At 74.4% G+C, this 24,803-nt stretch carries 24 protein-coding genes; 19 read left to right on the top strand and 5 right to left on the bottom strand.

The genetic code is table 11. The features are described 5' to 3' along the window. From ACWGB8_RS29145 to ACWGB8_RS29115, 7 genes are all read left to right on the top strand, one after another. Window positions 1-660, top strand: a 660-nt coding sequence (locus tag ACWGB8_RS29145) for a hypothetical protein (RefSeq protein WP_452216607.1), incomplete at its 5' end; no start/stop codon positions are given. Between the two features lie 323 nt (window positions 661-983). Beyond that, window positions 984-3,599, top strand: a complete 2,616-nt coding sequence (locus ACWGB8_RS29140) for a hypothetical protein (protein ID WP_452216606.1) — start codon at window positions 984-986, stop codon at window positions 3,597-3,599. A gap of 119 nt (window positions 3,600-3,718) precedes the next feature. Further along, entirely contained in the window at window positions 3,719-4,735 is a 1,017-nt protein-coding gene (gene pstC / locus ACWGB8_RS29135) for a phosphate ABC transporter permease subunit PstC (protein WP_452216605.1), read from the top strand. Between the two features lie 58 nt (window positions 4,736-4,793). Further along, a complete protein-coding gene (gene pstA, locus ACWGB8_RS29130; RefSeq protein ID WP_452216604.1) occupies window positions 4,794-6,098 on the top strand; it encodes a phosphate ABC transporter permease PstA in 1,305 nt (434 codons plus the stop codon). A gap of 35 nt (window positions 6,099-6,133) precedes the next feature. Then, window positions 6,134-7,939, top strand: a complete 1,806-nt coding sequence (locus tag ACWGB8_RS29125) for a substrate-binding domain-containing protein (protein WP_452216603.1) — start codon at window positions 6,134-6,136, stop codon at window positions 7,937-7,939. Next, window positions 7,936-8,826, top strand: a complete 891-nt coding sequence (locus ACWGB8_RS29120; RefSeq protein WP_452216602.1) for a class E sortase — start codon at window positions 7,936-7,938, stop codon at window positions 8,824-8,826. Before ACWGB8_RS29125 ends, ACWGB8_RS29120 begins: the two co-directional genes overlap by 4 nt. Before the next feature lie 23 nt (window positions 8,827-8,849). Continuing rightward, window positions 8,850-9,779, top strand: a complete 930-nt coding sequence (locus ACWGB8_RS29115) for a phosphate ABC transporter ATP-binding protein (RefSeq protein ID WP_452216601.1) — start codon at window positions 8,850-8,852, stop codon at window positions 9,777-9,779. A gap of 4 nt (window positions 9,780-9,783) precedes the next feature. Here the strand turns inward: ACWGB8_RS29115 and ACWGB8_RS29110 are convergent, their stop codons facing one another. Continuing rightward, the gene (locus ACWGB8_RS29110; RefSeq protein ID WP_452216600.1) at window positions 9,784-10,608 is read right to left on the bottom strand and encodes an HAD family hydrolase; all 825 of its coding nucleotides are present in this window, start codon (window positions 10,606-10,608) and stop codon (window positions 9,784-9,786) included. Window positions 10,609-10,746: 138 nt separating this feature from the next. Here ACWGB8_RS29110 and ACWGB8_RS29105 point away from each other — a divergent pair, with 138 nt between their 5' ends. From ACWGB8_RS29105 to ACWGB8_RS29075, 7 genes are all read left to right on the top strand, one after another. Continuing rightward, window positions 10,747-10,932 (top strand): hypothetical protein, encoded by a 186-nt coding sequence (locus ACWGB8_RS29105; RefSeq protein ID WP_452216599.1) that lies wholly within the window; start codon window positions 10,747-10,749, stop codon window positions 10,930-10,932. Between the two features lie 82 nt (window positions 10,933-11,014). Beyond that, the gene (locus ACWGB8_RS29100) at window positions 11,015-11,902 is read left to right on the top strand and encodes an LLM class flavin-dependent oxidoreductase (protein ID WP_452216598.1); all 888 of its coding nucleotides are present in this window, start codon (window positions 11,015-11,017) and stop codon (window positions 11,900-11,902) included. 156 nt (window positions 11,903-12,058) lie between these two features. Next, window positions 12,059-12,667 (top strand): hypothetical protein, encoded by a 609-nt coding sequence (locus ACWGB8_RS29095; protein WP_452216597.1) that lies wholly within the window; start codon window positions 12,059-12,061, stop codon window positions 12,665-12,667. A gap of 255 nt (window positions 12,668-12,922) precedes the next feature. Then, entirely contained in the window at window positions 12,923-13,807 is an 885-nt protein-coding gene (locus tag ACWGB8_RS29090; RefSeq protein WP_452216596.1) for a hypothetical protein, read from the top strand. A gap of 49 nt (window positions 13,808-13,856) precedes the next feature. Continuing rightward, the gene (locus tag ACWGB8_RS29085; RefSeq protein ID WP_452216595.1) at window positions 13,857-14,780 is read left to right on the top strand and encodes a hypothetical protein; all 924 of its coding nucleotides are present in this window, start codon (window positions 13,857-13,859) and stop codon (window positions 14,778-14,780) included. Next, window positions 14,777-15,649, top strand: coding sequence for a hypothetical protein (locus tag ACWGB8_RS29080; RefSeq protein ID WP_452216594.1), 873 nt, complete (start codon window positions 14,777-14,779; stop codon window positions 15,647-15,649). Before ACWGB8_RS29085 ends, ACWGB8_RS29080 begins: the two co-directional genes overlap by 4 nt. Then, a complete protein-coding gene (locus ACWGB8_RS29075) occupies window positions 15,646-16,782 on the top strand; it encodes a hypothetical protein (RefSeq protein ID WP_452216593.1) in 1,137 nt (378 codons plus the stop codon). Before ACWGB8_RS29080 ends, ACWGB8_RS29075 begins: the two co-directional genes overlap by 4 nt. 101 nt (window positions 16,783-16,883) lie before the next feature. Here ACWGB8_RS29075 and ACWGB8_RS29070 read toward each other — a convergent pair whose 3' ends face one another. Both ACWGB8_RS29070 and ACWGB8_RS29065 read right to left on the bottom strand, forming a co-directional pair. After that, on the bottom strand, window positions 16,884-17,405 hold the full coding sequence (locus ACWGB8_RS29070) for a hypothetical protein (protein WP_452216592.1): 522 nt from the start codon (window positions 17,403-17,405) through the stop codon (window positions 16,884-16,886). Window positions 17,406-17,419: 14 nt separating this feature from the next. Continuing rightward, window positions 17,420-17,818, bottom strand: coding sequence for a hypothetical protein (locus ACWGB8_RS29065; protein ID WP_452216591.1), 399 nt, complete (start codon window positions 17,816-17,818; stop codon window positions 17,420-17,422). Between the two features lie 219 nt (window positions 17,819-18,037). Between ACWGB8_RS29065 and ACWGB8_RS29060 the strand changes: the two genes are divergently transcribed. Genes ACWGB8_RS29060 through ACWGB8_RS29045 form a run of 4 tightly spaced genes read left to right on the top strand, consistent with a single transcriptional unit; the run spans window position 18,038 to window position 21,588 of the window. Next, window positions 18,038-19,027 (top strand): ABC transporter ATP-binding protein, encoded by a 990-nt coding sequence (locus tag ACWGB8_RS29060; RefSeq protein WP_452216590.1) that lies wholly within the window; start codon window positions 18,038-18,040, stop codon window positions 19,025-19,027. After that, complete coding sequence (locus ACWGB8_RS29055; protein WP_452216589.1) at window positions 19,011-19,910, top strand: ABC transporter permease subunit; 900 nt, start codon at window positions 19,011-19,013, stop codon at window positions 19,908-19,910. Before ACWGB8_RS29060 ends, ACWGB8_RS29055 begins: the two co-directional genes overlap by 17 nt. Before the next feature lie 9 nt (window positions 19,911-19,919). Continuing rightward, a complete protein-coding gene (locus ACWGB8_RS29050) occupies window positions 19,920-20,837 on the top strand; it encodes an ABC transporter ATP-binding protein (protein WP_452216588.1) in 918 nt (305 codons plus the stop codon). 34 nt (window positions 20,838-20,871) lie between these two features. Then, window positions 20,872-21,588, top strand: a complete 717-nt coding sequence (locus ACWGB8_RS29045) for an ABC transporter permease (protein WP_452216587.1) — start codon at window positions 20,872-20,874, stop codon at window positions 21,586-21,588. A 120-nt stretch (window positions 21,589-21,708) separates the two neighbouring features. Here ACWGB8_RS29045 and ACWGB8_RS29040 read toward each other — a convergent pair whose 3' ends face one another. Together ACWGB8_RS29040 and ACWGB8_RS29035 are read right to left on the bottom strand one after the other, a co-directional pair. Next, window positions 21,709-22,959, bottom strand: coding sequence for a CynX/NimT family MFS transporter (locus tag ACWGB8_RS29040; RefSeq protein WP_452216586.1), 1,251 nt, complete (start codon window positions 22,957-22,959; stop codon window positions 21,709-21,711). Between the two features lie 61 nt (window positions 22,960-23,020). Beyond that, window positions 23,021-23,755, bottom strand: coding sequence for a FadR/GntR family transcriptional regulator (locus ACWGB8_RS29035; RefSeq protein WP_452216585.1), 735 nt, complete (start codon window positions 23,753-23,755; stop codon window positions 23,021-23,023). A 216-nt stretch (window positions 23,756-23,971) separates the two neighbouring features. Here ACWGB8_RS29035 and ACWGB8_RS29030 point away from each other — a divergent pair, with 216 nt between their 5' ends. Then, complete coding sequence (locus ACWGB8_RS29030; protein ID WP_452216584.1) at window positions 23,972-24,736, top strand: sporulation protein; 765 nt, start codon at window positions 23,972-23,974, stop codon at window positions 24,734-24,736. Window positions 24,737-24,803: the final 67 nt, after the last annotated feature.

The raw sequence follows: 24,803 nt of genomic DNA, 5'->3' as shown, positions 1-24,803 counted from the left end.
CGTGGCCGCCGGCCCGCAGCACCCCGCACCGCCGCCGCCTTCACGTCCAAGGAGCCCAGCATGTCCCGTACCCGCGTCCGCCTCGCCGCCACCGGTGCAGCCGTCGTCCTCGCCGCGACCGGCATGAGCGGTGCGGCGGTTGCCGACACCGCCCCGGCGGGCACCCCGTCCACCGGCAGCGCGGTGGTCACCTCCAGCAACGCGTTCCTCCGGGACTCGGCGCTCAACGGCATCGTGGTCATCCCGCTGCCGACCGCCTCGCCCACCTACGACAGCACCACCGGGATCTCCACCACCTTCCCGGTGACCGGCGGCGCGGCCAACCTGCCCGCCTACTACGGCGACATCCAGCTCGGCGGCGGGCTGCTCTTCGTCAACGTCTTCACCGGCAAGAGCGCCACCTTCAAGAAGCTGTCCTTCCGCGTGGACACCTGGCAGATCACCGGCGTCCCGGTCGGCGGCACCGAGCCGGTCGCGCTGCTGGACCCGGCCGGCGACAACCAGGTGGCCAACACCGGTGGCGTGCAGACCCTCAAGGCCTCCGAGCTGCAGATCGACGCCGAGGGCGCCGCGTTCATCGACGGGCGGCTCAACACCGGCTTCTTCAAGGCCGGCCAGTCGGTGGGCTCGCTCTCGCTGACCTTCACCCAGGGCAGCTGACCCGGCCCCGGGCCCGGTCCGGGGAGTGCTACGGGGAGCGTTTCGGGCCCGCGCCGCCGGCGCGGGCCCGCCGCACATCCGGGCCCGCCGCACATCCGGGCCCGCCGCACATCCGGGCCCGCCGCACATCCGGGCCCGCCGCACATCCGGAGCGCCCAACTCCGTGCGGGAGTCGCTGCGTTGGGGTCTCGTACACCCGGTCGACCGGACCCGGCCATGTCCGGCTGGCCGAATAGTACGCACCGGAGCCGTCAGCCCTGGCTCCCGGGTGAGACCAGTCCGCCGTGCCGTCGCAGCGGTTCGCAATCCCGGAGGTGCCCGCCATGAGAGTCCCCGTACCCGTGCCGAGAGAACCGGGGTGGTGGCGGCGGCTCCCGGCGCCGGCACTGGTCTGGGCCGCGGTGGCGGCGCTGGTGATGGTGTCGGTGGGGCTCGGTGCGGTGCCCGAGGCGCGGGCGGCGACCTCGGTGACGGTGCAGGGGCCGAAGGTGTGGCAGCCGGAGACCCAGTCGTACGGTCCGGAGGGCAGTGTGACCGTCTCGGCGGCCCGCAACCTCACCAACCAGGTCGTGCAGGTCTCCTGGTCGGGCTTCACCCCCTCGACCCTCGGCGGCCTGCCCGCGACCAGTGTGACCTTCCGGGACTCCTCGGTGCTGTACCCCGTCCGGATCTACCAGTGCCGGGGCACCGACCCGAGGATCACCGACTGCTACGGCTCCACGCTCTACGGCGGCGACCCGGCGCGCGGCTTCGGCCAGAAGACCCCGCCGGCCGGCATCACCACACCGGACTTCCCCTCCAACGCAGCCATCGCGGTCACCGGGGCGGACGGCTCGGGCACCGCGAGCATCGAGGTGTGGACCGCGCAGCAGAGCCCCTCGCTCGGCTGCGACGCGGGCCACCCCTGCTCCCTGGTGGTGGCGCCCAACTACGGCGGCGACATCCTGGACATCTGGCAGGTCCGCGAGGGCGCCGTGGACTGCACCGACCACGGCAGCGACACCGGCGAGTTCTTCACCCCGATGGCCGCCGACGCGATCTCCGCCCAGGCCGGCTCGGGCGTCAACCAGGACTTCGCCGTCGGCGAGCAGTGCTCCTGGGAGCAGCGCACGGTCGTCCCGCTGTCCTTCGCGCCGACCCCCGGCGAGTGCGCCGCGCAGAACTCCGCGTTCTCCGCGTCCGGCCTGGAGATGGTCAACCGGGCCGTACAGCAGTGGCGTTCGGGCCTCTGCCTGGCCGAGTCGCCGATCTCCTTCCAGTACGCCTTCGCGGGCGGCGAGCCCCAGGCCCGCGCGGCCTTCCTCAACGGCTCCGGCGTGGACGTGGCGCTGACCGCCCGGCCGGACCGCGAGGTGCCGGCCCGGCCGTACGTCTACGCGCCGCTGGCCACCTCCGGCATCTCGGTGGTCTTCGTCGTCGACGACACGCAGACCGGCCGGCAGATCCGGGACATGCGGCTCAACGCCCGGCTGATGGCCAAACTGCTCACCCAGTCGTACGCCCCGACCGGCACCCGGCAGGTGCCCTCGGTGGAGGGCAACCCCACCTGCGTCACCAACGACCCCGAGTTCCTCAAGCTCAACCCGCTGCCCGCGGCGAGCGGACTGCAGTGGCCGGCCTCCTGCAACGGCGGCATGGACTTCCTGCCGACCGTGGTCGGCAGCACCACCGACCTGGTGCACCAGCTGACCTCGTGGATCGCCGCCGACCCGGACGCCGCCCGCTTCCTGGACGGCGAGCCGGACCCGTGGGGGATGCACCTCAACACCGCCTACCTGCGGCCGAAGTTCTCCGGCTACCCGATCGAGGCGCTGCAGCCGCAGGACTTCTCCGGGTTCCCGGACGGCGAGACCGAGACCCTGCGCCGCTGGAAGCAGTACGACTGGAACCCGGTGCTCGGCGGCCTCGGCCAGGTCTCCCGCAAGATCCTGGAGAACAAGGGCACCTGCCTGAGCACCGAGGTCAACCCGACCGGCGGGCACGACGCGTGCGCCGCCCGGGCGCCCGGTTCGCGGGTGCTGTTCGCCGTCATGGACTCCGGCCAGGCCAAGGCGTACTCGCTGCCCGAGGCGGAGCTGCTCAACCCGGCCGGCAGCTTCGCCGGCCCCACCGGCAGCGGCTTCCAGGCCGCGGTCGCCGCCATGCCGGTCGACCCGGCCACCGGCACCCAGCAGCTCCCGTACGGCGCCGCGGACACCGCCTTCGCACGCGACCAGCGGGCCTACCCGCTGACCACCGTGCAGTACGCGATGGTGCCGACCTCCGGGGTGCCGCAGGCCAAGGCCGAGGCGATCGCCCGGTTCCTGCGCACCTCCACCACCGGCGGCCAGGTGTACGGCCCCGAACCCGGCCGACTGGCGGCCGGCTTCCTCGCCCTGACGGAGGCCCAGCGCAAGCAGGCCGCCGAGGCGGTCAAGCACGTCGAGGGCCAGGACGGCAAGCTTCCCGGCAACCAGACCGCGCCGACCGCTCCGGCCGACCCGTCCGGCGGTGACGGGGGTGACGGCGGTACGGCCGGCGGGACCACGGGCGGTACGACCGGCCCGGGCGGACCGGCCCCGGTGGCCGACGGCTCCGGCTCCTCCTCCGGCGGCACGGGCTCCGGCTCCTCCTCCGGCGGGGCCGGCGGTCCGGGCGGCGCAGCGGCCGCCGGCGGCGGCACGGCCGGGGCGACCGGCACCGGCGCGGCCGGCGCCAAGCCCTCCGCCACGGCCTCGCCGGGCCCGGTCGGCCCGCTCGCGGCGGCCCCGGTGGCGGCCGGCACCCCGGCGGCCGACCGTGCGGGCAAGGCCCGGCTGCTGCTGCCGGTCGCGCTGATCGCCGGGCTGGTGCTGCTGGTCGGCGGGCCCGCCGCGCTGCTGCTGGGCGGCACCCCGGCCGGTGCCCGGGCGGCGTCCGCGCTGCGCACCGGCTGGTCCCGGCTGCGCCGCAGCCCCTGACCCCGGCGACCGCCGACCCGGCGGGGCCGCCGTCCAGGCCCCGCCGGGTCACCGACCCGTGCCCCGCCGGGTCGCCCACCCGTGTCCCGACCCACCGAGCGCGCACCGGAGAGCAGACCATGACAGCCGCCGCCGAGCCCGCGGCACCCTGTGCCGGGGCTCCCCGTCCACCGGATCCCGACGTCCCCCGCACCCTCACCGCCCCCGCCACCCGCGGCGACCTGGTGTTCCGCGGCCTGCTGCGCGCGGCCGGCCTCTCGGTGTTCGCGATCATGGGGCTGATCGCCTTCTTCCTGGTCCTGCGCGGCGCCGACGCGCTGCGCGTGGTGGGCTGGGACTTCCTCACCGAGCCGAAGTGGCAGACCCAGGCGCACAACTTCGGCATCGCCGCCGTCCTGCCCAACGGCGTGCTGATCGCGGTGATCGCCCTGGCCATCGCGGTGCCGGTGGCGCTCGCCACGGCGGTCTTCATCGCCGAGTACGCGCCGCCCCGGCTGCGGGCGACGCTGATCTCGCTGGTCGACCTGATGGCCGCGATCCCGTCCATCGTCTACGGCCTGTGGGGGGTGTTCTTCCTCCAGCCGCACATCATCGGGTTCGTCCGGTGGACGGCCAACCACCTCGGCTTCGTCCCGTTCCTGGAGGTGCGCACGGGGGACATCGCGACCTCGTACACCTCCTCCACCTTCATCGCCGGGGTGATCGTCTCGCTGATGATCATCCCGATCGTGACCTCGCTCAGCCGCGAGGTGTTCTCCCAGGCCCCGCAGGGCGAGCGGGAGGGCGCGTACGCGCTCGGCTCCACCCGCTGGGGGATGGTCCGCACCGTCGTGCTGCCGTTCGGCAAGGGCGGGGTGATCGGCGCGGTGATGCTGGGGTTCGGCCGGGCGATGGGCGAGACCATCGCGGTCGCGCTGATCATCTCGCCGAACTTCACGGCCATCACACACATCCTGGAGAACGGCGCCAACTCCATCTCGGCGCTGATCGCGCTGCGCTTCGGCGAGTCGGACGCCCTCTCGCTCTCCGCCCTGATGGCGGCCGGCCTGGTGCTCTTCGGCCTCACCCTGCTGGTCAACGTGGCGGCGAGCTTCGTCATCAGCCGCTCCCGTTCCGGCGCAGCGACGGCGGACTGACCGTGCCCCGCCCCGCCCGCCGCCCGCTGCCGCCGTACCGCCGTGAAGGGACGAACCGATGACCACCCTCGACCTGCCGCCCGCCGCGGCACCGGAGCCCGCCGCTCCCGGACCCGCTGCCCCGCCCGCTCCCTCGCCGGCCGACGCGCCGACCGGCGAGCCCGGACCCGAGCGCCGGGTCAGGCTCGGCGGGGTCACCCGCGAGGACGTGCTGACCGTGCTCGGCGCCGCCGCCGGTTCGCTCGCCCTCGACTGGATGCTGTACGAGCGGATCCTGCCGTTCAGCGGCGCCCTCGGCTTCCTGCTCTGCTGGTACCTGCTCTTCGTGGCCGGCTACTGGGCGGTCGGCCGCCTCCAGTGGGGCCCGCTGGTGGTCCGCGACCGGCTGGTCGGGGTGGTCGCCTGGAGCGCCGGACTGTTGGTGGTCGCGCTGATCGCCGACCAGATCGGCTACGTGTTCTCCCGCGGCCTGGAGGCCGCCCGGCACCTCAACTTCTTCACCGAGTCGATGGAGCACACCGCCGCGCTCTCCCCGATCACCTCGGGCGGCGCGCTCCACGCGGTGGTCGGCTCGCTCGAACAGCTGGGCCTGGCCACGCTGTTCGCCGTGCCCCTGGGCATCGCCGCGGCCGTCTTCATGTCCGAGGTCGGCGGCCGGCTGGCCCGTCCCGTCCGGACCCTGGTCGAGGCGATGACGGCGCTGCCCTCGATCGTCGCGGGCCTGTTCGTGCTCGGCGTCGTGATCATCACCTTCGGGTTCGAGAAGAGCGGCCTGGCCGCCTCGCTCGCGCTGACCGTGATGATGATGCCGATCGTCACCCGGGCCGCCGAGGTGGTCATCCGGCTGGTGCCCGGCACCCTGCGCGAGGCCTCGTACGCGCTCGGCGGCAGCCAGTGGCGCACGGTGTGGAACGTGGTGCTGCCGACCGCCAGGCCCGGCCTGGTCACCGCGGTGGTGCTGGGCATGGCGCGCGGCGTCGGGGAGACCTCGCCGGTGCTGCTGACCTCGGGCTTCACCTCGCAGTTCAACGGCAACCCGCTGAAGGAGCAGCAGGTCTCGCTGCCGCTCTTCATCTGGAACTACGTCAAGCAGCCCTACCCCGAGATGATCGCCCGCGCCTTCGCCGCCGCGCTGACCCTGATGGCGGTGGTGCTGGTCCTCTTCGTCGTCGCCCGGACGATCGGCGGCCGCCGGCCCGGCGAACTGACCCGCCGCCAGAAGCGCAGGTTCGCCCGGTCCGCGCGGCCCGCCCGCCAGGACCGCCCCGCCCGCACCGCCGCCGCTCCCGCCGGATCCGCCACCGGGATCGCCGTCGGCGCCCACGCGGCGGTGTCCGCCGTACCCGCCGGGGGCCACCGATGACCCGACCGACCACCCTCCGCACCCGAGGAGTCCCCATGTCGTGGGAGGCCGCAAGCCGCCCCGTGCTCCGCCCGACGGCCGTCCTGGTGACCCTGCTGCTGGCCTCGGCCTCGCTGCTGCTGGGGCAGGCCACCCCGGCCCGGGCGGCCACCTCGCTCAACTCCAGCGGCTCCAGCTGGGCCGGCCCGGCGATCGACCAGTGGCGCCAGGACGTCAGCCCGCAGGGCATCCAGATCAACTTCAACCCGGTCGGCTCCGCCACCGGCCGCAACGACTGGAACATCGGGCAGAACGACTTCACCGCCTCCGACGTCCCGTTCCGCACCGGCAACGACCTCGGCCTCAGCGAGGAGGCCCGCCGCAGCGGCGCCGGCACCGCCGAGGCGCAGAACTACGGCTACTCGTACGTGCCGATCACCGCGGGCGGCACCGCCTTCATGTACAACCTCGTGGTCGGCGGCAAGCCGGTCCGCGACCTGCGGCTCTCCCCGCAGACCCTGGTGGACATCTTCACCAACCGGATCACCTCCTGGGACGACGCCAGGGTCACCAAGGACTACGGCAAGGCCCTGCCCAAGATCCCGATCACCCCGGTGGTCCGCTCCGACGGGTCCGGCGCCACCGCCCAGTTCACCCGCTGGATGAGCCACACCCACAAGGGGCAGTGGGAGGAGTACTGCCGCGGCGTCAACGGCACCCCCTGCGGCGACTACACCGAGTTCTACCCGACCGCCGGGCGGATGGTCGCGCAGAACGGCTCCGACGTGGTCGCCGGCTACATCAAGGCCCCGTCCGGCCTCGGCACCATCGGCTACGACGAGTACGCCTTCGCCAAGCGCTCCAACTGGCCCGTGGTGAAGGTCCTCAACCCGGCCGGCTTCTACACCCTGCCCACCGCCTCCAACGTCGCCGTCGCCCTCACCGCCGCGAAGATCCGCGGCGTCGACGACAGCACCTCCCCCGAGGACCCGGACTTCCTCCAGCAGAACCTCGACGGGGTCTACGTCAACCCGGACCCGCGCTCCTACCCGGTCTCCAGCTACAGCTACCTGATCGTGCCGCGCAGCGGCGCCGCCAAGCAGCCGCCGCCGCGCTTCACCAACGAGAAGGGCAGCGCGCTCAGCCGCTTCATCGCGTACGTGCTCTGCCAGGGCCAGGGCCAGGCCGACAACCTCGGCTACTCGCCGATCCCGCGCAACCTGGTCCGCGGCGGCATGCTGCAGAACGCCCGGATCCCCGGCAACGCCAGCCCGGTCGACCCGAACACCCTCGCCAACTGCGCCAACCCCACCTTCAACGCGGCCGGTGAACTCACCGTGCTGAAGGAGGCGCCGATGCCCAGCCCCTGCGACAAGCAGGGCGCCCCGCTCGACTGCACCGTGCAGAACGGCCAGGCGGTCAAGAGCGGCTCCGGTACGGGCGGCGCGGCCGGCGGCCCGGCGGCCGGCGGCGGAACGGGCGGCAGCGGGGCCAAGGCCGGGACCGGCGGTACCGCCGGCGGCAGCGGCGGCTCGGCGGGCGGTGGCAGCGGCGGGAGCGGCGGCCCGGCCACCGCGGGCGACGGCGGCGCCACCGGCGGCACCGGCGAACCCGGCGCGGTCGGCGCCGACGGCGAACCGGCCGCCGAGGAGGTCGTCGACCCGCAGACCGGCCAGGTCGTAGCCCGCGGCCGGGGCGGCTCCGGCGGGGAGATCCCGGCCACCGTGGTCGCCGTCGACGGCCGGCCCGAGGACTGGCTGCTGACCACCCTCACCGCGCTCGAACTGCTCGCCGTCGTGGTCGTGCCGCCGCTCCTCGGCCGGCACCTGCTGCGCCGCCGCAACGCCGGAGGCCGCTCATGAGCGCCCCCGCGCCGGCGAAGGCCGCCCCGGCCGCCGCCCAGGCCCCGTCCGCCCGGCCGGCCGGGGAGCCCGCCGCCGGGCGCCGGCGGTTCCTCCAGGCCGCCTGGGCGGTCAGCCTGCTCGCCGTCCTGGTCACGGGCTTCGTCGGCTACCTGTTCACGCTCTCGCACCTCCAGGAGCGGCACTTCCAGTCCACCGCCCACAAGACCTTCCGCGACCAGCTCGCCCGCGCGGTCGCCCCCACCGGCTCGGCGCCGGACGGCGACCCGGTCGCCCTCCTCTCCATCCCGGCGATCGGGCTGAAGGACGTCGTGGTCGTCGAGGGCACCACCGGACGCACCCTCATGAAGGGCCCCGGCCACCGCCGCGACACCGCCCTGCCCGGCCAGCAGGGCGTCGCCGTGCTCTTCGGCCGCGGCACCACCTTCGGCGCCCCCTTCGAGCGGCTCCCCGAACTGCGGGTCGGCGACCGGATCGAGACCGTCACCGGCCAGGGGAGGTTCAGCTACACCGTCAACGTGTACGGCGACGGCGACCACCCGATCACCGACCCGGCCCGCAACCGGCTGGTGCTGGTCACCGGCGACTCCGCCTGGATCCCCGGCTCCACCGTGATGATCGGCGCCCGGCTCGACGGCGACCCCGAGCCCAACCCCGGCGGCCGGCCCGCCACCGTCCCGTACGGCAGGGCCCTGGCCGCCGACAAGGGCGCGCTGGCCACCCTGCAGCTGTGGATGCTCGGCCTGCTCGGCGCGGTGGTGGCCGCCACCGTCCTGGCCCGCCACTGGCACCGCTCGGCCACCTACCTGAGCCTCGCCCCGGTCGTCGGCGCGCTGCTCTGGGCCGTGTACGAGAACGCCGCCGCCCTGCTGCCCAACCTCTACTGACGCGCGCCCCGGAGGGACCACCGATGACCGACGCCCCGCTGACCGACGCCCCGGCCCCCGCCGCCGGAACGGCCGTCGCCGCCCACCCGGTCGACCCGGAGGCGGGCACCCTGCACCTGCCGGCCGTGCCGCAGCCGTACGGCGCCCGGCCGTACGGTGCGGGCGCCGCGGCCGGACCGCTGGCGGGCCTGGAGACCCGCGAGGTCTCCGCCTGGTTCGGCCCCCGCAAGGTGCTGGAGCGGGTCTCGCTCGCCATGCCCGCCGGCGAGGTCACCGCGCTGATCGGCCCGTCCGGCTGTGGCAAGTCCACCTACCTGCGGATCCTCAACCGGATGCACGAGATGGTGCGCGGCGCCGCCCTCGCCGGCGAGGTCCTGCTCGACGGGGACGACGTCTACCGCCCCGGCCGCCGCCCCGCCGAGGTGCGCCGCCGGATCGGCATGGTGTTCCAGCGGCCCAACCCGTTCCCGGCGATGTCCATCCAGGACAACGTCTCCAGCGGGCTCAAGCTCGCCGGGATCAAGGTCTCCAAGGAGGAGCGCGCGCACCTGGTCGAGACCAGCCTGCGCCGGGCCGGCCTCTGGGACGAGGTCTCCGGCCGGCTGCACACCCCCGGCGGCTCGCTCTCCGGCGGGCAGCAGCAGCGCCTGTGCATCGCCCGTTCGCTGGCCGTCTCCCCGGACATCCTGCTGATGGACGAGCCCTGCTCGGCGCTCGACCCCACCTCCACCCGCCGGGTCGAGGAGACCATCGCCGAACTGCGCGGCCGGCTCACCGTCGTGATCGTCACCCACAACATGCAGCAGGCCCAGCGGGTCTCGCAGAGCTGCGCGTTCTTCCTGGCCACCCACGACACCCCCGGCCGGATCGTGGAGGCCGGGCCGACCGAGCAGCTCTTCCAGGACCCGCGGGACCAGCGGACCGCCGACTACGTCAACGGCCGCTTCGGCTGAGCGCTCAGCGGGCCAGCAGGGCCTCCAGCACCGCCGCCACGCCGTCCTGCTCGTTGCTCGCGGTGTGCCGCTCCACCGCCGCCAGAACCTGCGGGTGGGCGTTGGCCACGGCGTAGGCGGTGCCGGCCCAGGCCAGCATCTCCAGGTCGTTCGGCATGTCGCCGAAGGCCACCACCTCGCTCCGGTCGATCCCGTGCCCGGCGCACCAGCGGGCCAGCGTGCTGGCCTTGGTGACGCCGGGCGCGTTGATCTCCAGCAGCGGGATCGGCGCCGAGCGGGTGATCTCCGCCAGGTGCCCGGCCGCCTCCCGGGCCGTGCCGAGCAGCTTGTCCGGATCCATGTCCGGGTGCTTGGCGAGCACCTTGAACAGCCCGCGCACCGGCCCGCCCGGGCCCAGCAGCTCCTCGGCCGGGCCGATCGGGTGGTCCTCGTCCGACCCCCACATCCGCACCTCGTAGTGCGGTTCGCGGGCGAAGCCGCCCGGGTACTCGAAGGCGAACGAGGTGCCCGGCAGCCGCGACCGCAGCACGTCGACCACCGCGAGCGCCGCCTCCGGCTCCAGCGGCGACCACTCCACCAGCTCGCCGCGCCGCACGTCGACCACCGCGCCGCCGTTCGAGCAGATCGCCACGCCGTGCCCGCCGACGTGCGCGCTCACCTGCTGCATCCAGCGCGGTGGCCGCCCCGTCACGAACACCACCTGCACCCCGGCCGCCTCCGCGGCGGCCAGCGCGGCGGCGGTGCGCTCGGAGACGGTTCCGCCGGAGCACAACAGGGTGCCGTCGAGGTCGGTGGCGATCAGGCGGACGGCGGTACTGGGTGTGGTCACCGGTCCATCTTCGCTCACCGCCGCCGGTGCGGGTACCGGCCCCGCAGCGCCCCTTTCCGGCCGAACCGCCGCACCCGCGCGTAGCGCCCGCCGGGCCCGGGCAGAACCCCCGCGGCCACCCCGTCGGCAGGAGGAGCCATGCCCACCCGCGAGCACCCTCCGACCGCCCCCGACGACCGCCCGGAGCCCCACGACCGCGAGCCGGTTCCGATCGGCGACGTCCTCCCCGCCGCCCTCGCCACCCTCCACGCCCTCGCCCGCGCCGCCGCGCCCCGCCCGGCCGCCCCCGCACCCCGCCGCGCCGCCCACCCCCCGGCCGCCTGACCACCCCGCGGTGCCCCCGGCACGGGGCGCGCTGCGGGGTGCACCCTCCGGGAGGGGCCCGCGCGGACGTAGGGTCGCGGGTATGCGACTGAGCACCGTGATCCTCCCCATCCACCGGTGGGGCGAGGGGCAGAAGATCTGGCGGCGGGCCGAGGACCTCGGCTTCCACGCCGCCTACACGTACGACCACCTGTCGTGGCGGTCGTTCCGCGACGCGCCGTGGTTCGGGGCGGTGCCGACGCTGACCGCGGCCGCCGCGGCGACCGAGCGGCTGCGCCTCGGCACGCTGGTGACCTCGCCGAACTTCCGGCACCCGGTGGCCCTCGCCAAGGAACTGGTGACCGTCGACGACGTGTCCGGCGGGCGGCTGACGGTGGGGATCGGCGCCGGCGGGGTCGGGTTCGACGCGACCGCGATGGGCCAGGAGGCGTGGTCGCCCAAGGAGCGGGCGGACCGCTTCGGGGAGTTCCTGCCGCTGCTGGACAAGCTGCTGCGGCAGGACGCGACGACCGAGACCGGCACGTACTACTCGGCGGTCGAGGCCCGGAACGTCCCCGGCTGCGTGCAGACCCCCCGGGTGCCGTTCTACGTGGCGGCGACCGGCCCGCGCGGGCTGCGGCTGGCGGCGGAGTACGGGCAGGGCTGGGTGACGTACGGCGACCCGCGCGGGCCGGCGGATGTGCCGGTCGAGCAGGCGCCCGGCGTGATCGCGCAGCAGATCGCGAAGCTGACCGCGGCCTGCGAGGCGGCCGGCCGGGACGTCGCGTCGCTGGAGAAGGTGCTGCTCCAGGGATCGACGGCGGAGAAGCCGCTGCAGTCGGTGGGCGCCTTCGTGGACTGGGCGGGCGCCTACCGGGAGCTGGGCATCACCGAGCTGGTGATCCACTGGCCGGTGCCGGACTCGGTCTTCGCGAACGACCTCGCGGTCTTCGAGCGGATCGCCACCGAGGGCCTGGCGCAGCTGGGCTGACGGAGCGCCCGGGACGGCGACGGACGCGGGCGCGGAGGCGCACGGGGGCCGGTCGGGGGCGGCCGGAGGGCGCGGGCCGGCGCGCCCGCGGGTGGGCTAGCCTGTGCGCCGCAGTTCTCGAACTGATCAGCAGTCACCACGGGGGGATGTTTCGTCATGGGTTCTCGCAGAATGCTCGGTGCCGTCCTGGCCGGTGCCGCCGTGCTCGGTCTGGCGGCGTGCGGTCCGGAGGACGCGTCGGACAAGGCGGCCGGTACCGCCGCTCCGACCGCCTCCGCCCCGGCCGGGACGGGCGGCGCCGCACCCACCGCGGCGGCCACGGCGCCGTCCGGCACCGCGAAGCCGGCCCCGTCCGGCACCGCGCAGCCGAGCCGGTCCGCGGGGGCGGACGAGGAGCCGGAGGGCTTCTGCACGGCGGCTCCGCTGCCGGCCGGGCAGAAGTGGGTCTACCCGGTGAAGGGCACCACCGCGACCACCCTGGTGTACCGGGACACCAAGACGGCCTGCGGGGTCAACGACGTGCGCTTCGAGCCGGTCGGGCCGGACCGGTCGGCGCCGTTCGCGGCGACCGCGAAGGGGCACCTCAACTCGGTGCTGGCCAAGCCGAAGGACGTCGACGTCGCCGGGCTGGTCAAGCACATCGCCGAGTGCCTGGCCGACCGGACCAGCCCCGATGTCTCGTACCCGTGCTCGGGCGGCGAGTACAAGGTCGTCGTCGATTCCGCGGGCCGGGTCGTGGAGATGACCGAGCGCGCCGCTTCCTGAGCCGCGGGGAGGGTGCGCGCAGCCCGCGATCGGGCGGGGTGGCGGTCCGCCGCCGCTCCGCCCATTGCGGTTCGATCACGGCGTGTCCGATTGGTCGATCATTGTGGCGGAGTGCGGTGATTGATTTCGTTGGCCCCCGGGTGACGCGGCCTCATAATTCGTGGTGAAACGCGCTGCGTTCGGCCCGGCGGGCGGTGGGGGCCGCCCGGAGTGGTGCCCGCGCGCGAAGAATCCCAATTCCCCAGGGGGAGTTCCTTGCCCGCGCCCGAAAACGCGACCAGCGGCATGGCACCGGCCGACGGCGGCGCACCCGCCGAACCGGTCGTGCCCGTACTGCCGGAGTCCGGTCCGGAGCTGCCCGGCGCTCCCGGGGCCGGCCGCAGGGTGCCGCGCGCGGTCGGGGTGGCGCTGGCCACGGCCGGACTGCTCGCGGTGACCGCGACCAGTGCGGCGGTGACCGTCGCGGTGGGGAAGCCCGCGGCGCGTCCGGCGGCGGCCGCGGCGCCCGGTGCCCCGGCGAGCCCGGCGGCGACGGCCTCGGCGAGCGCCACGGCCACGGCCTCCGCGAGCCCGACCCCGAGCGCGGTGCCGCTGCCCTCGGTGGCGCCAGCCCCGAAGCCGTCCAGCACCCTGAAGGGCACGCTCAACGGCGGCACCCACGGCGGCGATCTGCGCGCCTTCCTGCTGACGGTGCCGGACGGCGGCGAGACCTACGGGCCCGACGACGGCATCCTGCTCACCGACGACGAGGTGGCCGCCGACTTCAAGCAGGACGACATCATGGCGATCCTTGGTTCGTACGGCTACAAGGAGACGGCGCTCCGCACCTATCGGACGGCCGACGGGAAGATGGAGGTCGAGGTGCGCCTGATGCACTTCGGCTCCCCCGCGCTGGCGGCGGAATTCGCCAAGGGCCACACGATGAACCGGGAGACGCTGGACATCGACGGCGATCCGAAGGCCCACGGCTACATCCTGAAGCCCAAGCAGCAGGCGTACACCGGATCGATGGCCGGAATCTCCAGCCAGGGCGACGTGGAGTACACGATCACCGTGCAGGTGAAGGGAACTCCGGACCAGGCGCTGATCAGTGAATTGATGAAGCGCCAGCGCGAACGCCTCTCCTCGGCGCGCGGCTGACCGCCCGCCGCCCCCGCCGTCGCCGATTCCTTTTCTGGAGCGATTCCCCGTGACCACCGAATCCGTGGAGCCGTCGCGCACCGACGCGGCGCCCCCGGCCGATCCGACAACCCCGGCCGATCCCCCGACCGCGCCCGCGACCGGGCCGACCGCCACCGGGCCGATCGCCGCAGCGCCTGCCGGCCCGCCCGCCGACCCGCTGCTGCCGCCGGCCCCGGCCGTCCCGCCGACCGCGCCCGCCGAGGTGCTGGGCAGCGGCCACGCCGAGGACGGGCCCGGGCCGGAGCCCCGGCCGCGCCGTCCCCGCCCGGTGCTGCTGCTGGTGTCGGCGCTGGTGCTCGGCACGCTGGCCGGCGGCGGACTGGGCTACAACATCCAGGCGCAGCGCCCGGCGACCCCGCTGCCGCCGCTGCAGGTGGCCCTGCCCGGCTACCCGGCCGGTGCGGTCGACCCGGCCGCCGCCGCGGAGGCCCGGCCGAAGCCGCTCGGCATCGACGGGGACCTGCGCAAGCTGGTGATGACCGCGCCAACCGGTAGCGCGCCGTGGGACGACCACCCGGACACCCCGAGCTGGACCAGCATCGGCGAGTTCGCCGACCACTACGGCGACTCCGGCCGGATCTTCCGCTCGCTGAACGCCGAGGGCTTCCGCCGGGCGGCCGAGGTCGACTGGGAGAAGGACGGCGTCAAGTTCCGGGTGATGCTGATCCAGTACGACGCGGACCACCCCGCCGGGGCCAAGAACCGGGCGAAGGAGTTCGGGCTCGACCCCTTCGCGGAGGGCGCGCCCGGCGGCTACCGGGTGGAGACCACGCCGGACTACTGGGCCGAGACCACCGAGCCGTACTACTTCGGCTTCGCGACGGCCCGCCGCGGGACGGTGGTCATGGAAGTCAGCGCGTACGGGGACAAGCCGGTGGACCCGGCGGCCCTGAAGGAGATCGCCAAGCAGCAGTGGGAGCGGTTGGCATGAGTGACGACACCGTGAGCGACGACACCGCGAGCGACGACACCGCGAGCGACCGCACCGCGGACGCCGAAACCCCGGACGCCGACACCGCGAGCACCGACACCGCGAGCATCGCCGCCGCCCCGCCGGCCGCCCGCCGCGGGCTGCTGCGCGCCACCGGTGCGGTGGTCGCGGCCGCGCTGGTCGGCGTCGGCATCGGCGCCGGCATCATCGAGGTGAAGTACGACGACCCGGCTCCGGCGGCCGTCGCCGCTCCCCCGGCCACGGCCGCGCCCGCCCCGACGGCCTCCGCGACGCCGTTCGGCGCGAAGGCCAACGGCAACCACTTCGGCTCGCTCGCCGATCTGCTGCTGCCGGTCCCGGCCGGCTTCTCGCTCGGTCCGGACGAGGGCGGCTACGGCAACGACTCCGTGCTCTCGGCCGAACAGCTGAAGGCCGAGCTGGAGGAGGACCTGAAGGACGTCCCGAAGGAGAAGCGCGACAAGCTGCGCGCCTACTGGGAGGGCCTGCACGTCCGGGCGACCGGCGTGCGCACGTACAAGTCGGAGCGCAACGACCTGGTGGTGGGGCTGCGGCTGCGCCAGTTCAACCAGCAGGAGGTGCAGCGGCTGAACGAGTACAGCGCCGTGTTCACCGGTGACACCGGCCTGTTCCGGCGGGGCCCGGACATCCCGGGCCACCCGGAGGCGCACTGCTACCTGATGCCGGCGCCGCCGTCCGCCCCGATCGACTACCTGGAGTGCTCGGCCGCCGCGGGCGACCTCCTGGTGGTGATGAACGTCGAAGGGGTGGCGCCGCTGCCCAAGGACCGGATCGTCGCCCTCTTCGTCCAGCAGCTCGACCGCCTCGCCCGCCCGGGAGCGTCCGCATGACCGACAGCGCCACGCCGCAGGAGCCGGCGGCCGGTCCGGCCCCGGCCACCACCGGCCCCACCGCGGGATTCCCGCTGCCCGCAACGCCCGCCGCCCCCGCCGCGGGATTCCCGCTGCCCGCACCGCCCGCCGCCGCGCCCGCCCCGCTCGGGGTGTCCGCGGTGACCGGCAGTGCCGAGGACGGCGACGCCTGGGCCGCGCCCGCCGTGCCGCCGGAGACCCCGGAGGAGCGGGCCGCCCGCCGGTCGCGGGCCCGCCATGCGGCGCTGCGCTGGGGCGCGGCCGTCCTGGTCTTCGCCACCGCCGGGGCGGGCACGGCCTTCGCGGTGACCCGGCCCGAGCGCACCGACATCCCGGGCCTGCGGACCGCGGGCGACGGCCGCTACACGTTCCCCGCCCTGGTGCTGCCGCCGCTGCCGTCGGGCAGGCCTGCTCCGGGCGGTCCGGACAGCCGGAGCCGGCACGCCGCGGACCTGCGGCACCTGCTGCTGCCGGCGCCGAAGGAGGCGGGCGGTTCGCTCGCCCCGGTGGTCTTCCCGAGCCCGACCGCGCCCGCCCCGACCGCCCCGGCCGGCGGCACCGACCCGACGGCCGACCCGACCGCCGGTTCGGCGAGCCCGGGTGCCGCTTCCCCCGGCGGCCCGGCGAGCACCTCGGCGGGCGGCCCGGCCGCCCCGGTCTCCCCGGTCGCGGACTGGGTGCGCTGCGAGGACGCCGCCGCCGAGCAGAAGGTCCCCGCGGAGCTCTCGCTGCTGCTGGTGGAGAACGCCTGCCGGGCCTCGACCGTCCGCGAGTGGACGGCCGCCGACGGCACCCGCACGCAGATCCGGCTGCTGCAGTTCGCCTCCTCGTACGAGGCGTGGGAGGTGTACACCGGCCTGCGCTCGAAGGGCGTGCTGAAGGACCTGGTGGACGCGAAGGCCGCGGGCACCCGCGACTGGGACGTCGTGCCCCGGGTGGAGCTGAGCGCCCGGGAGAGCACGGCGACCGGGGCCGGGGGCGACGCCACCGGGCGGATGGCCTACCTGAGCGCCGGCGACGTGGTGGGGGTGGTGGTGATGGGCAATCCGAAGGGCGTCCCGGCCGCGGCCTTCCGCCAGGTGGTCACCCTGCAGTCCGACCTGCTGTCCTAGAGCCGGCCGACCGGGCCGACGGTAGGGGCGAACAGGACGGGGACGGCCCGGTGGCGTTCGCAGCGCCACCGGGCCGTCCCGTCCGTCCCGGGTGCTCCGGGTCAGCCGGCGGCGGTACGCAGCAGTCCGGAGGCCCGGGTGTCCGCTTCGGTGGCGCGGTACACGCACTCGTCGATGTTGTGCCGGGCCAGCTCGGCCCGCTCGCGCTTGTTGCGCTGGTAGGCGTCGCGGGCGTCCGGGTCGTGCTGGGTCGCGAAGTCGGCGGGCGGCCAGCTGACCGTGCCGTCGCTGCTGACGGTCAGCCCGTCCGCCTGGGCGTCCGCGACGATCGCGTGCAGCCGGTCCTTCTGCGCGCCGATGTCGTCCGCGGCGCTGCGCAGGGCGGCGCCGATGTCGCGGGCCCGGCCGAGCGAGAGGGTCAGGTCGTCGCCGACGCGCTGGACCACGGGCTTGGCGGCGTCGGCGGAGGCGCCGGTCCACTCGGCCGCGTTGACCTTGCCGGTGACGGACGTCTCCCACTCCAGGTCGGTGCCGGTGACCTTCTTGACCACTTCGTCCCAGGCGTTGGCGGCGGCCACCAGGACCTCGATCCTGGCGTTGCTCAGTTCGTGGTAGTCGACCATGGTCTGTTCCCCCGTCAGTTCTTCATGCTCGCCTCGACGGCGTTCTCGTTGTCGCGGTACGTCCTGGCGGTTTCCCGCAGGTTGCTGCTGACATTCTGCATGGACGCGGCTATCGCGACGGACTGCTGGCTCCACGAGGCCAGGGCGCTCTGGGCGGCGCCGCCGAGCTGCCAGTGGCCGAAGGCGGTGCCGACCAGGGTGGTCTCGTCGTCCGCCTGCCGGGCCTCGCCGGGGTAGCGGCCGTGGAGCTGGTCCGCGGAGACGCCTGCCTCGTCCAGGGCACCCGGGTTCACCACGGTGGTGTTGCCGCCGCCGGTGGCGTTCGCCGAGTTGATCCTGGTCCGGGCTGCCTCCTGCTGCTGGGCCTGCGCCGTCAGGTTGCCGTCGGCGTCGTACGCCCACGGATTCATCATGCGGTCGAAATCGGTCGCGCGATCGGACACTCTGAGCCGTCCCCTCCGCCCGTTTCGCACCCGGGCGATCCCCCATGTATGGAAAGCCACAGCGTACAACCGGCCGTCCGGGGGGCCGTCCCCTAGGGGATCGGTGACAGCAGGTCATACCGCAGGATCATGCGGGGTTCGTCTTTCCAGCTCATACCGGTTGCGCGCGGATCCCACTACCTTGTGCACGTGTCCACAGTCATCAAGACGGACGGCCTCACCAAGAGGTTCCCCCGGGTCACTGCCCTCGATCAGCTCACCGTTGAGGTGCAGCCGGGGGTCGTCGGCCTGGTCGGGGCGAACGGCGCGGGCAAGTCCACACTCATCAAGATCCTCCTCGGCCTCGCGCCGGCCACCTCCGGTACCGGTCAGGTCCTCGGCCTGGACATCGCCACCCAGGGCTCGCAGATCCGCGAGCAGGTCGGCTACATGCCCGAGCACGACTGCCTGCCGCCGGACGTCTCGGCGACCGAGTTCGTGGTCCACATGGCCCGGATGGCGGGGCTGCCGGCCGCGGCGGCCCGCGAGCGGACCGCCGACACCCTGCGCCACGTGGGGCTGTACGAGGAGCGCTACCGCCCGATGGGCGGCTACTCGACCGGTATGAAGCAGCGGGTGAAGCTCGCCCAGGCGCTGGTCCACGACCCGAAGCTGGTGCTGCTGGACGAGCCGACCAACGGCCTCGACCCGGTCGGCCGGGACGACATGCTCGCCCTGATCCGCCGGGTGTACACCGACTTCGGCATCTCGGTGCTGGTCACCACGCACCTGCTCGGCGAGCTGGAGCGCACCTGCGACCACCTGGTGGTGATCGACGGCGGCCGGCTGCTGCGCTCGTCCTCGACGGCCTCCTTCACCGAGGCCACCGCGCTGCTCGCGGTCGAGGTCACCGATCCGGAGGACGCCTCCTTCGACCCGGCCGTGGCCGTCCGCGAGCGGCTCACCGCCGCGGGCCTCTCGGTGCAGGCCGAGGGCTCCCGGGTGCTGCTGGTGCAGCTGCGGGACGACGACACGTACGACGCCGTCCGCGACGCCGTCGCGGACCTCGGTCTGGGCCTGGTGCGGCTGGAGCAGCGCCGGCACCGGGTCGCCGAGATCTTCACGGCCGACGCGGCGCCCGCCGCCGCCGGCGCCGCCGACCACCCCGGGGGAGGTACCGCAGATGTCGCTGCCTCCTGAGACCGGGCGCCCCGACACCGGCGTCATCCACGACATCGGCTACCGGGGCTACACCGGCCCCCGGCTGGGCCGCTCCTACGCCACCCGCTCGCTGTACGTGCAGAGCCTGCGGGCCGCGTACGGCCTCGGCCGCTCCGGCAAGTCCAAGGTGCTGCCGATGCTGGTGCTCGGCGTCGTCGCGATCCCGGCCGTGATCATGGTCGCGGTCACCGTGATGACGAACGGGAAGGAGCTGCCGCTCGACTACCCCGAGTACCTCAGCATCTTCGGCCTGTTCGTCTCGATCTTCCTGGCCGCCCAGGCGCCGGTGCTGCTCTCGCGGGACCTCCGCCACCACACGGTGCCGCTCTACTTCTCCCGCCCGATCACCCGCAGCGACTACGTCCGGGCGAAGTTCGCCGCCATGGCGAGCGCCCAGCTGCTGCTGATGGTCGTGCCGCTGGTGGTGCTGTACCTCGGCGCACTGCTTGCCGGGCTGCCGTTCGGCCACAACACCGCGCACTTCCTCTTCGGCCTGGTCACCGCGGTGCTGTACGCGCTGGTGCCGACCTCGGTCGCGCTGGTGATCGCCGCGGCCACCCCGCGCCGGGGCTTCGGCGTGGCCGCCATCATGGGCTACCAGGTGATCACCAGCGTCGTGGTGGGGATCATCTTCGGGGTCACGGCCGGCACCGGCGAGATCCCCCCGTCCGCGGACTGGGCGGCCCTGCTCTCGCCGGGGCTGCTGGTGGACGGCCTGGTCAACCAGCTGTTCGACCTCACCGACCATTCCAACGACGTCATCGCCCCGGGGACGGCGGGCCTGGTCGTCTTCGCCGCCGTCGCCGCCGCGATGGTGGCCGGCGCCTACCGGCTGCTGCTGCGCCGCTACCACCGCATCTGAGAGGGCGTCATGGCCACCATCACCATCGACAAGGTCTCCCGCTGGTTCGGGAACGTGGTCGCCGTCAACGACATCAGCATGGCGATCGGCCCCGGGGTCACCGGCCTGCTCGGGCCGAACGGCGCCGGCAAGTCCACCCTCATCCACATGATGAGCGGCTTCCTGGCGCCGTCCTCCGGAGCGGTGACCCTGGACGGTGCGCCGATCTGGCGCAACCAGGAGGTCTACCGGCACATCGGCCTGGTCCCCGAGCGGGAGTCGATGTACGACTACCTGACCGGCTGGGAGTTCGTGCTCGCCAACGCCGAGCTGCACGGCCTCGCCGACCCGGGCGCCGCCGCCCGCCGGGCGCTCGCCCTGGTCGAGATGGAGTACGCGCAGGAGCGCAGGACCGGCACCTACTCCAAGGGCATGAAGCAGCGGGTCAAGATGGCCTCCGCGCTGGTCCACGACCCGGCCGTGCTGCTGCTCGACGAGCCGTTCAACGGCATGGACCCGCGCCAGCGCCTGCAGCTGATGGAGCTGCTGCGCCGGTTCGGCGCCGAGGGCCGGACGGTGCTGTTCTCCTCGCACATCCTGGAGGAGGTCGAGCAGCTGGCCCGGCACATCGAGGTCGTGGTGGCCGGCCGGCACGCCGCCTCGGGCGACTTCCGCCGGATCCGCCGGCTGATGACCGACCGGCCGCACCGCTACCTGGTCCGCTCCAGCGACGACCGGCGGCTGGCCGCCGCGCTGATCGCCGACCCGTCCACGGCCGGCATCGAGCTGGACTGGAACGAGAAGGCCCTGCGGATCCAGGCGATCAACTTCCAGGGCTTCACCACCTTGCTGCCGAAGGTCGCCCAGCAGGCCGGCATCCGGCTGTACACCGTCGCGCCGGCCGACGAGTCCCTGGAGAGCGTCTTCTCCTACCTCGTCTCCGCGTGAACCGCCCCGACCGGACCAGGAAGGCCGACCACCTATGAACCCGACCGTCGCCAGGCTGACGCTGCGCGGCCTGCTGGGCCGCCGCCGCGGCATCATGCTGCTGGTGGTCCCCGCCCTGCTCCTGATCATCTCGGCGATCGCGAGCGGGTCGAGCGGGGACGAGCACGACCTGACCGTGAAGATCCTCGGCCAGCTGGGCCTCGGCACCCTGCTGCCGATCCTCGGCCTGGTCGTCGGCACCGGCGTCATCGCCACCGAGATCGACGACGGCTCGGTGGTGTACCTGCTGGCCAAGCCGCTGCCGCGCTGGAAGATCATAACCACCAAGCTGGCCGTCGCGATCGTCACCACCTGGGCGTTCGCCGCGATCCCGATGCTGCTGTCCGGCCTGCTGCTGTACGGCACCAAGGACAACCTTGCGCTCGCCTACACCGTCGCCGCCCTGCTGTCCGGGGCCGCCTACAGCGCGGTGTTCCTGCTGCTCGGCGTGGTCACCCGGCACGCCGTCGTGGCCGGCCTCGGGTACGCGCTGGTCTGGGAGTCCATGGTCGGCAACTTCGTCGAGGGCGCCCGCACGCTGAGCGTGCAGCAGTGGGGCCTGTCGGTGGGCAAGAGCATCGCGGAGAACGGCGCGATCACGGCGGACGTGGCGCTCGGCGTGGCCGTCCCGCTGCTGGTCGTGGTCACCGCCGCGGCCACCGTGCTCGCCTCGGTCAAGCTGGCCGGGCTCACCCTGGCCGCCGAGGAGTAGCCGCCGCCCGGAGGACGGACGCGGGCCGGGTGCCCCACCGCTGCGAGGCGGTCGGGGCACCCGGCCCGCGTCCGTACGGGTCCGGGGTGGCCGGGTCCGGAACGGCCGGGCCCGAGGCGGTCAGAGCGTGCGGTTGCGGCCCGCGCCCCAGCCGGCCACCGCCGCGACGGCGGCCAGCACCAGCATCAGCAGCAGCAGGGTCTCCCAGCCGCCGGTCGCCTCGCGCAGCGCGCCGGCGCCGACCGGGCCGGCCGCGGCCACCAGGTAGCCGACCGCCTGCGACATCCCGCCGAGCTGGGCGGCCCCGGCCGCACTGCCGGTCCGCAGCACGATGAAGGCGAGCGCCAGGCCGAGCGAGCCGCCCTGGGCGACGCCGAGCACGGTCGCCGAGACCCAGGCGCCGGAGACCGGCGCGAGCAGCAGGATCGAGATGCCGAGCCCGTTCAGGACGGCCATGCCCGCGGCCAGCGCCCGCTGGCTGGTCATCCGGCCGGCCACCAGCGGCACCAGGAAGGCGCCGGCCACCTGCACCAGGTTGGAGAAGGCGAAGACGAGTCCGGCCCGGCCCCGGTCCATGCCGTGCTCGGCCAGGACGGTCGGCATCCAGGCGACCAGGATGTAGACCAGCAGCGACGAGATGCCCATGAACAGGCTGATCTGCCAGGCCAGCGGGGAGCGCCAGAGGCCCGCGATCGGCGTGCCCGCGGGGGCGGCCGGCCGCCCGGCGGCGGTCGGTGCGGCCGGTCCGGGCTGCAGCCGGGCCCGCAGCACCTGCGGCAGCCAGGCGACCGCCGCGACCAGGGCCAGCAGCGACCAGGCGCCGAGCGAGGCCTGCCAGCCGCCGCCGAGGGCGTGCTCCAGCGGCACCGACAGCCCGGCCGCCAGGGTGGCGCCGACCAGCATGGTGGTCGAGTAGACGCCGGTCATGGTGGCGGCCTTCGCCGGGAACTCCCGCTTGACCAGCCCGGGCATCGAGACGTTCAGGACGGCGATCGCCACGCCGATCACCACGCACCCCGCGTACAGCGCCGCCACCGAGGGCAGCACTCGCAGCAGCACGCCCGCGCCGAGCACCAGCACCGCGCCGAGCACCACCCGCTCGGTGCCGAAGCGCCGGGTCAGCCGGGGGGTGAGCGGCGCGCCGACGCCCTGGAACAGCACCGGCACGGTGGTGATCAGACCGCTCGCGGTCGCCGAGAGCCCGAAGGTGTGCTGGATCTCGGCGATCATCGGCGAGACCGCGGCCAGACAGGCGCGCATGTTGAAGGCGACCAGCAGGATGCCGGTCAGCAGCAGGGCGGGGTGGGCGAGCCGGGTGCGGACGGGGAGCGCGGAGCCGACCACCGGCTGGACGGCACGGGTGACTGCCATGGGGACGTGCTGCTCTTTCATGGGAACGGGGGAGTGCGGACGCGGAGGGAGCGGCGTCCGCTCACTTCCGGGCCGCGACGGCCGCGAGGAGCTGCTCGACGGCCGCGGTCGGCTCGGCGAGCAGCGCGCGACACGCCGCCTCGGCGCGGTCCGGGTCACCGCTCTCGATCGCGTCCACCAGCGCCGCGTGGGTGGCGACGACCACCTCGGGCATGTCGTGGTCGCCGAAGGCCGTCCGCATCGACTCGCGCACCGAGGCGCCGAAGTAGCGGTACACCTCGGCCAGCGCCGGGTTGTGCGCGGCCTCGACGACGGCGGTGTGGAACTCCAGGTCGTGCTCGACGGTCGCCTCGCGGCCGGCCCGCTCGGGGTGCGCCGCGAGCACCTCGGCCTCGCGGGCCAGGGCGGCGCGCATCCGCGCGATGTCCTCGGGGGTGTGCCGCAGGGCGGCCAGCCGGGCGCCCTCGGCCTCCAGTGCGGCGCGGACCTCCAGGACGTCGCGCACGCCGGAGCGCTGGACGCCGCGCAGGACGGCGGCCGGGTCGCTGGTGCTGCGGACGAAGGTGCCCTCGCCCTGCCGGGAGACCAGCATGCCGGCGTGCACCAGGACCCGGATCGCCTCCCGGACGGTGTTCCGGCCGACCTGCAGCCGCTCGGCCAGCTCGTGCTCGGTGGGGATGCGGTCGCCGACCGCCCAGGTGCCGGCGGCGAGCTGCTCGCGCAGCTGGTCGATGGCCGTGTCGACCAGGGAGCGCCGGCCGGCGGCCTGCAGGGTGTCGTTGCTGCCTGCGGTCATGGCGGTCTCCTCCCGGGACACGGCGGTACGGCGGGGTACGGCGGGTACGGGTGCGGCGTTACCACCGACCCTTGCCCGGTCATCCTACAACTTGTTGTCCGGTTGTCCTACAACCCCCGCGTCGCCGTGTCGGCCCACCGCCAGGCCCTAGGGTGGGCAGCGGGCCGGGGGACCGGCCCTCGCACGGTCCTACTTCCTCCGAAGGAGAGCACCCGCATGGTGTTCAAGAAGCTCCTCGGCGCCCTGGGCGTCGGCGGCCCCGGCGTCGACACCGTTCTTTCCACCCCCGTCGTGTACCCCGGCGGCGCCCTGCAGGGGACGGTCGAGCTGACCGGCGGCAACGTCGAGGCCGACATCCGGGGCATCACCCTGACCCTGGTCGCCAAGGTCGAGATCGAGCACGAGGAGGGCGAGAGCACCGGCCTCTACCCCTTCGCGAAGTTCTCGGTCACCTCGCCGCTGAAGCTCGCGGAGGGCGAGAAGCGCTCCATCCCGTTCTCCGTCCAGGTGCCGTGGGAGACCCCGGTCACCACCATCGCCGGCCAGCGCCTGCACGGCATGCAGCTCGGCGTGCGCACCGAGGTCGACATCGCGGGCGCGCTCGACAAGGGCGACTCCGACCCGCTGGAGGTCGAGCCGCTGCCCGCGCAGCGCCGCATCCTGGACGCCTTCCTGCAGCTGGGCTTCCACTTCCGCGCCGCGGACCTGGAGGCCGGCCACATCCGCGGCACCGGCCAGACGCTGCCCTTCTACCAGGAGATCGAGTTCTCGGCGGCGCCGCAGTACGCGCAGCGGGCGAACTCGGTGGAGGTCACCTTCATCACCACGCCGAACCGGATCGAGGTCGTGCTGGAGACCGACAAGCGCGGCGGCTTCCTCAGCAGCGGCAGCGACGTGATCCGCACCCACGTGGTGGACCACTCGGCGGCCGACCAGGACCTCACCGCGGTGGTCGACGGCTGGGTCCGCTCCACCCTCTGACCCCGCGCGGCGCCCGCAGGACCGCGGGCGCCCGCAGGCACCGGCCCGGTCCCGCCGACAGCGGGAC

Source organism: Kitasatospora sp. NPDC054939 (genome assembly GCF_053610105.1).
Note: the sequence above shows the minus strand (reverse complement) of the source record. Positions and strands in the feature narration are given on the sequence as shown.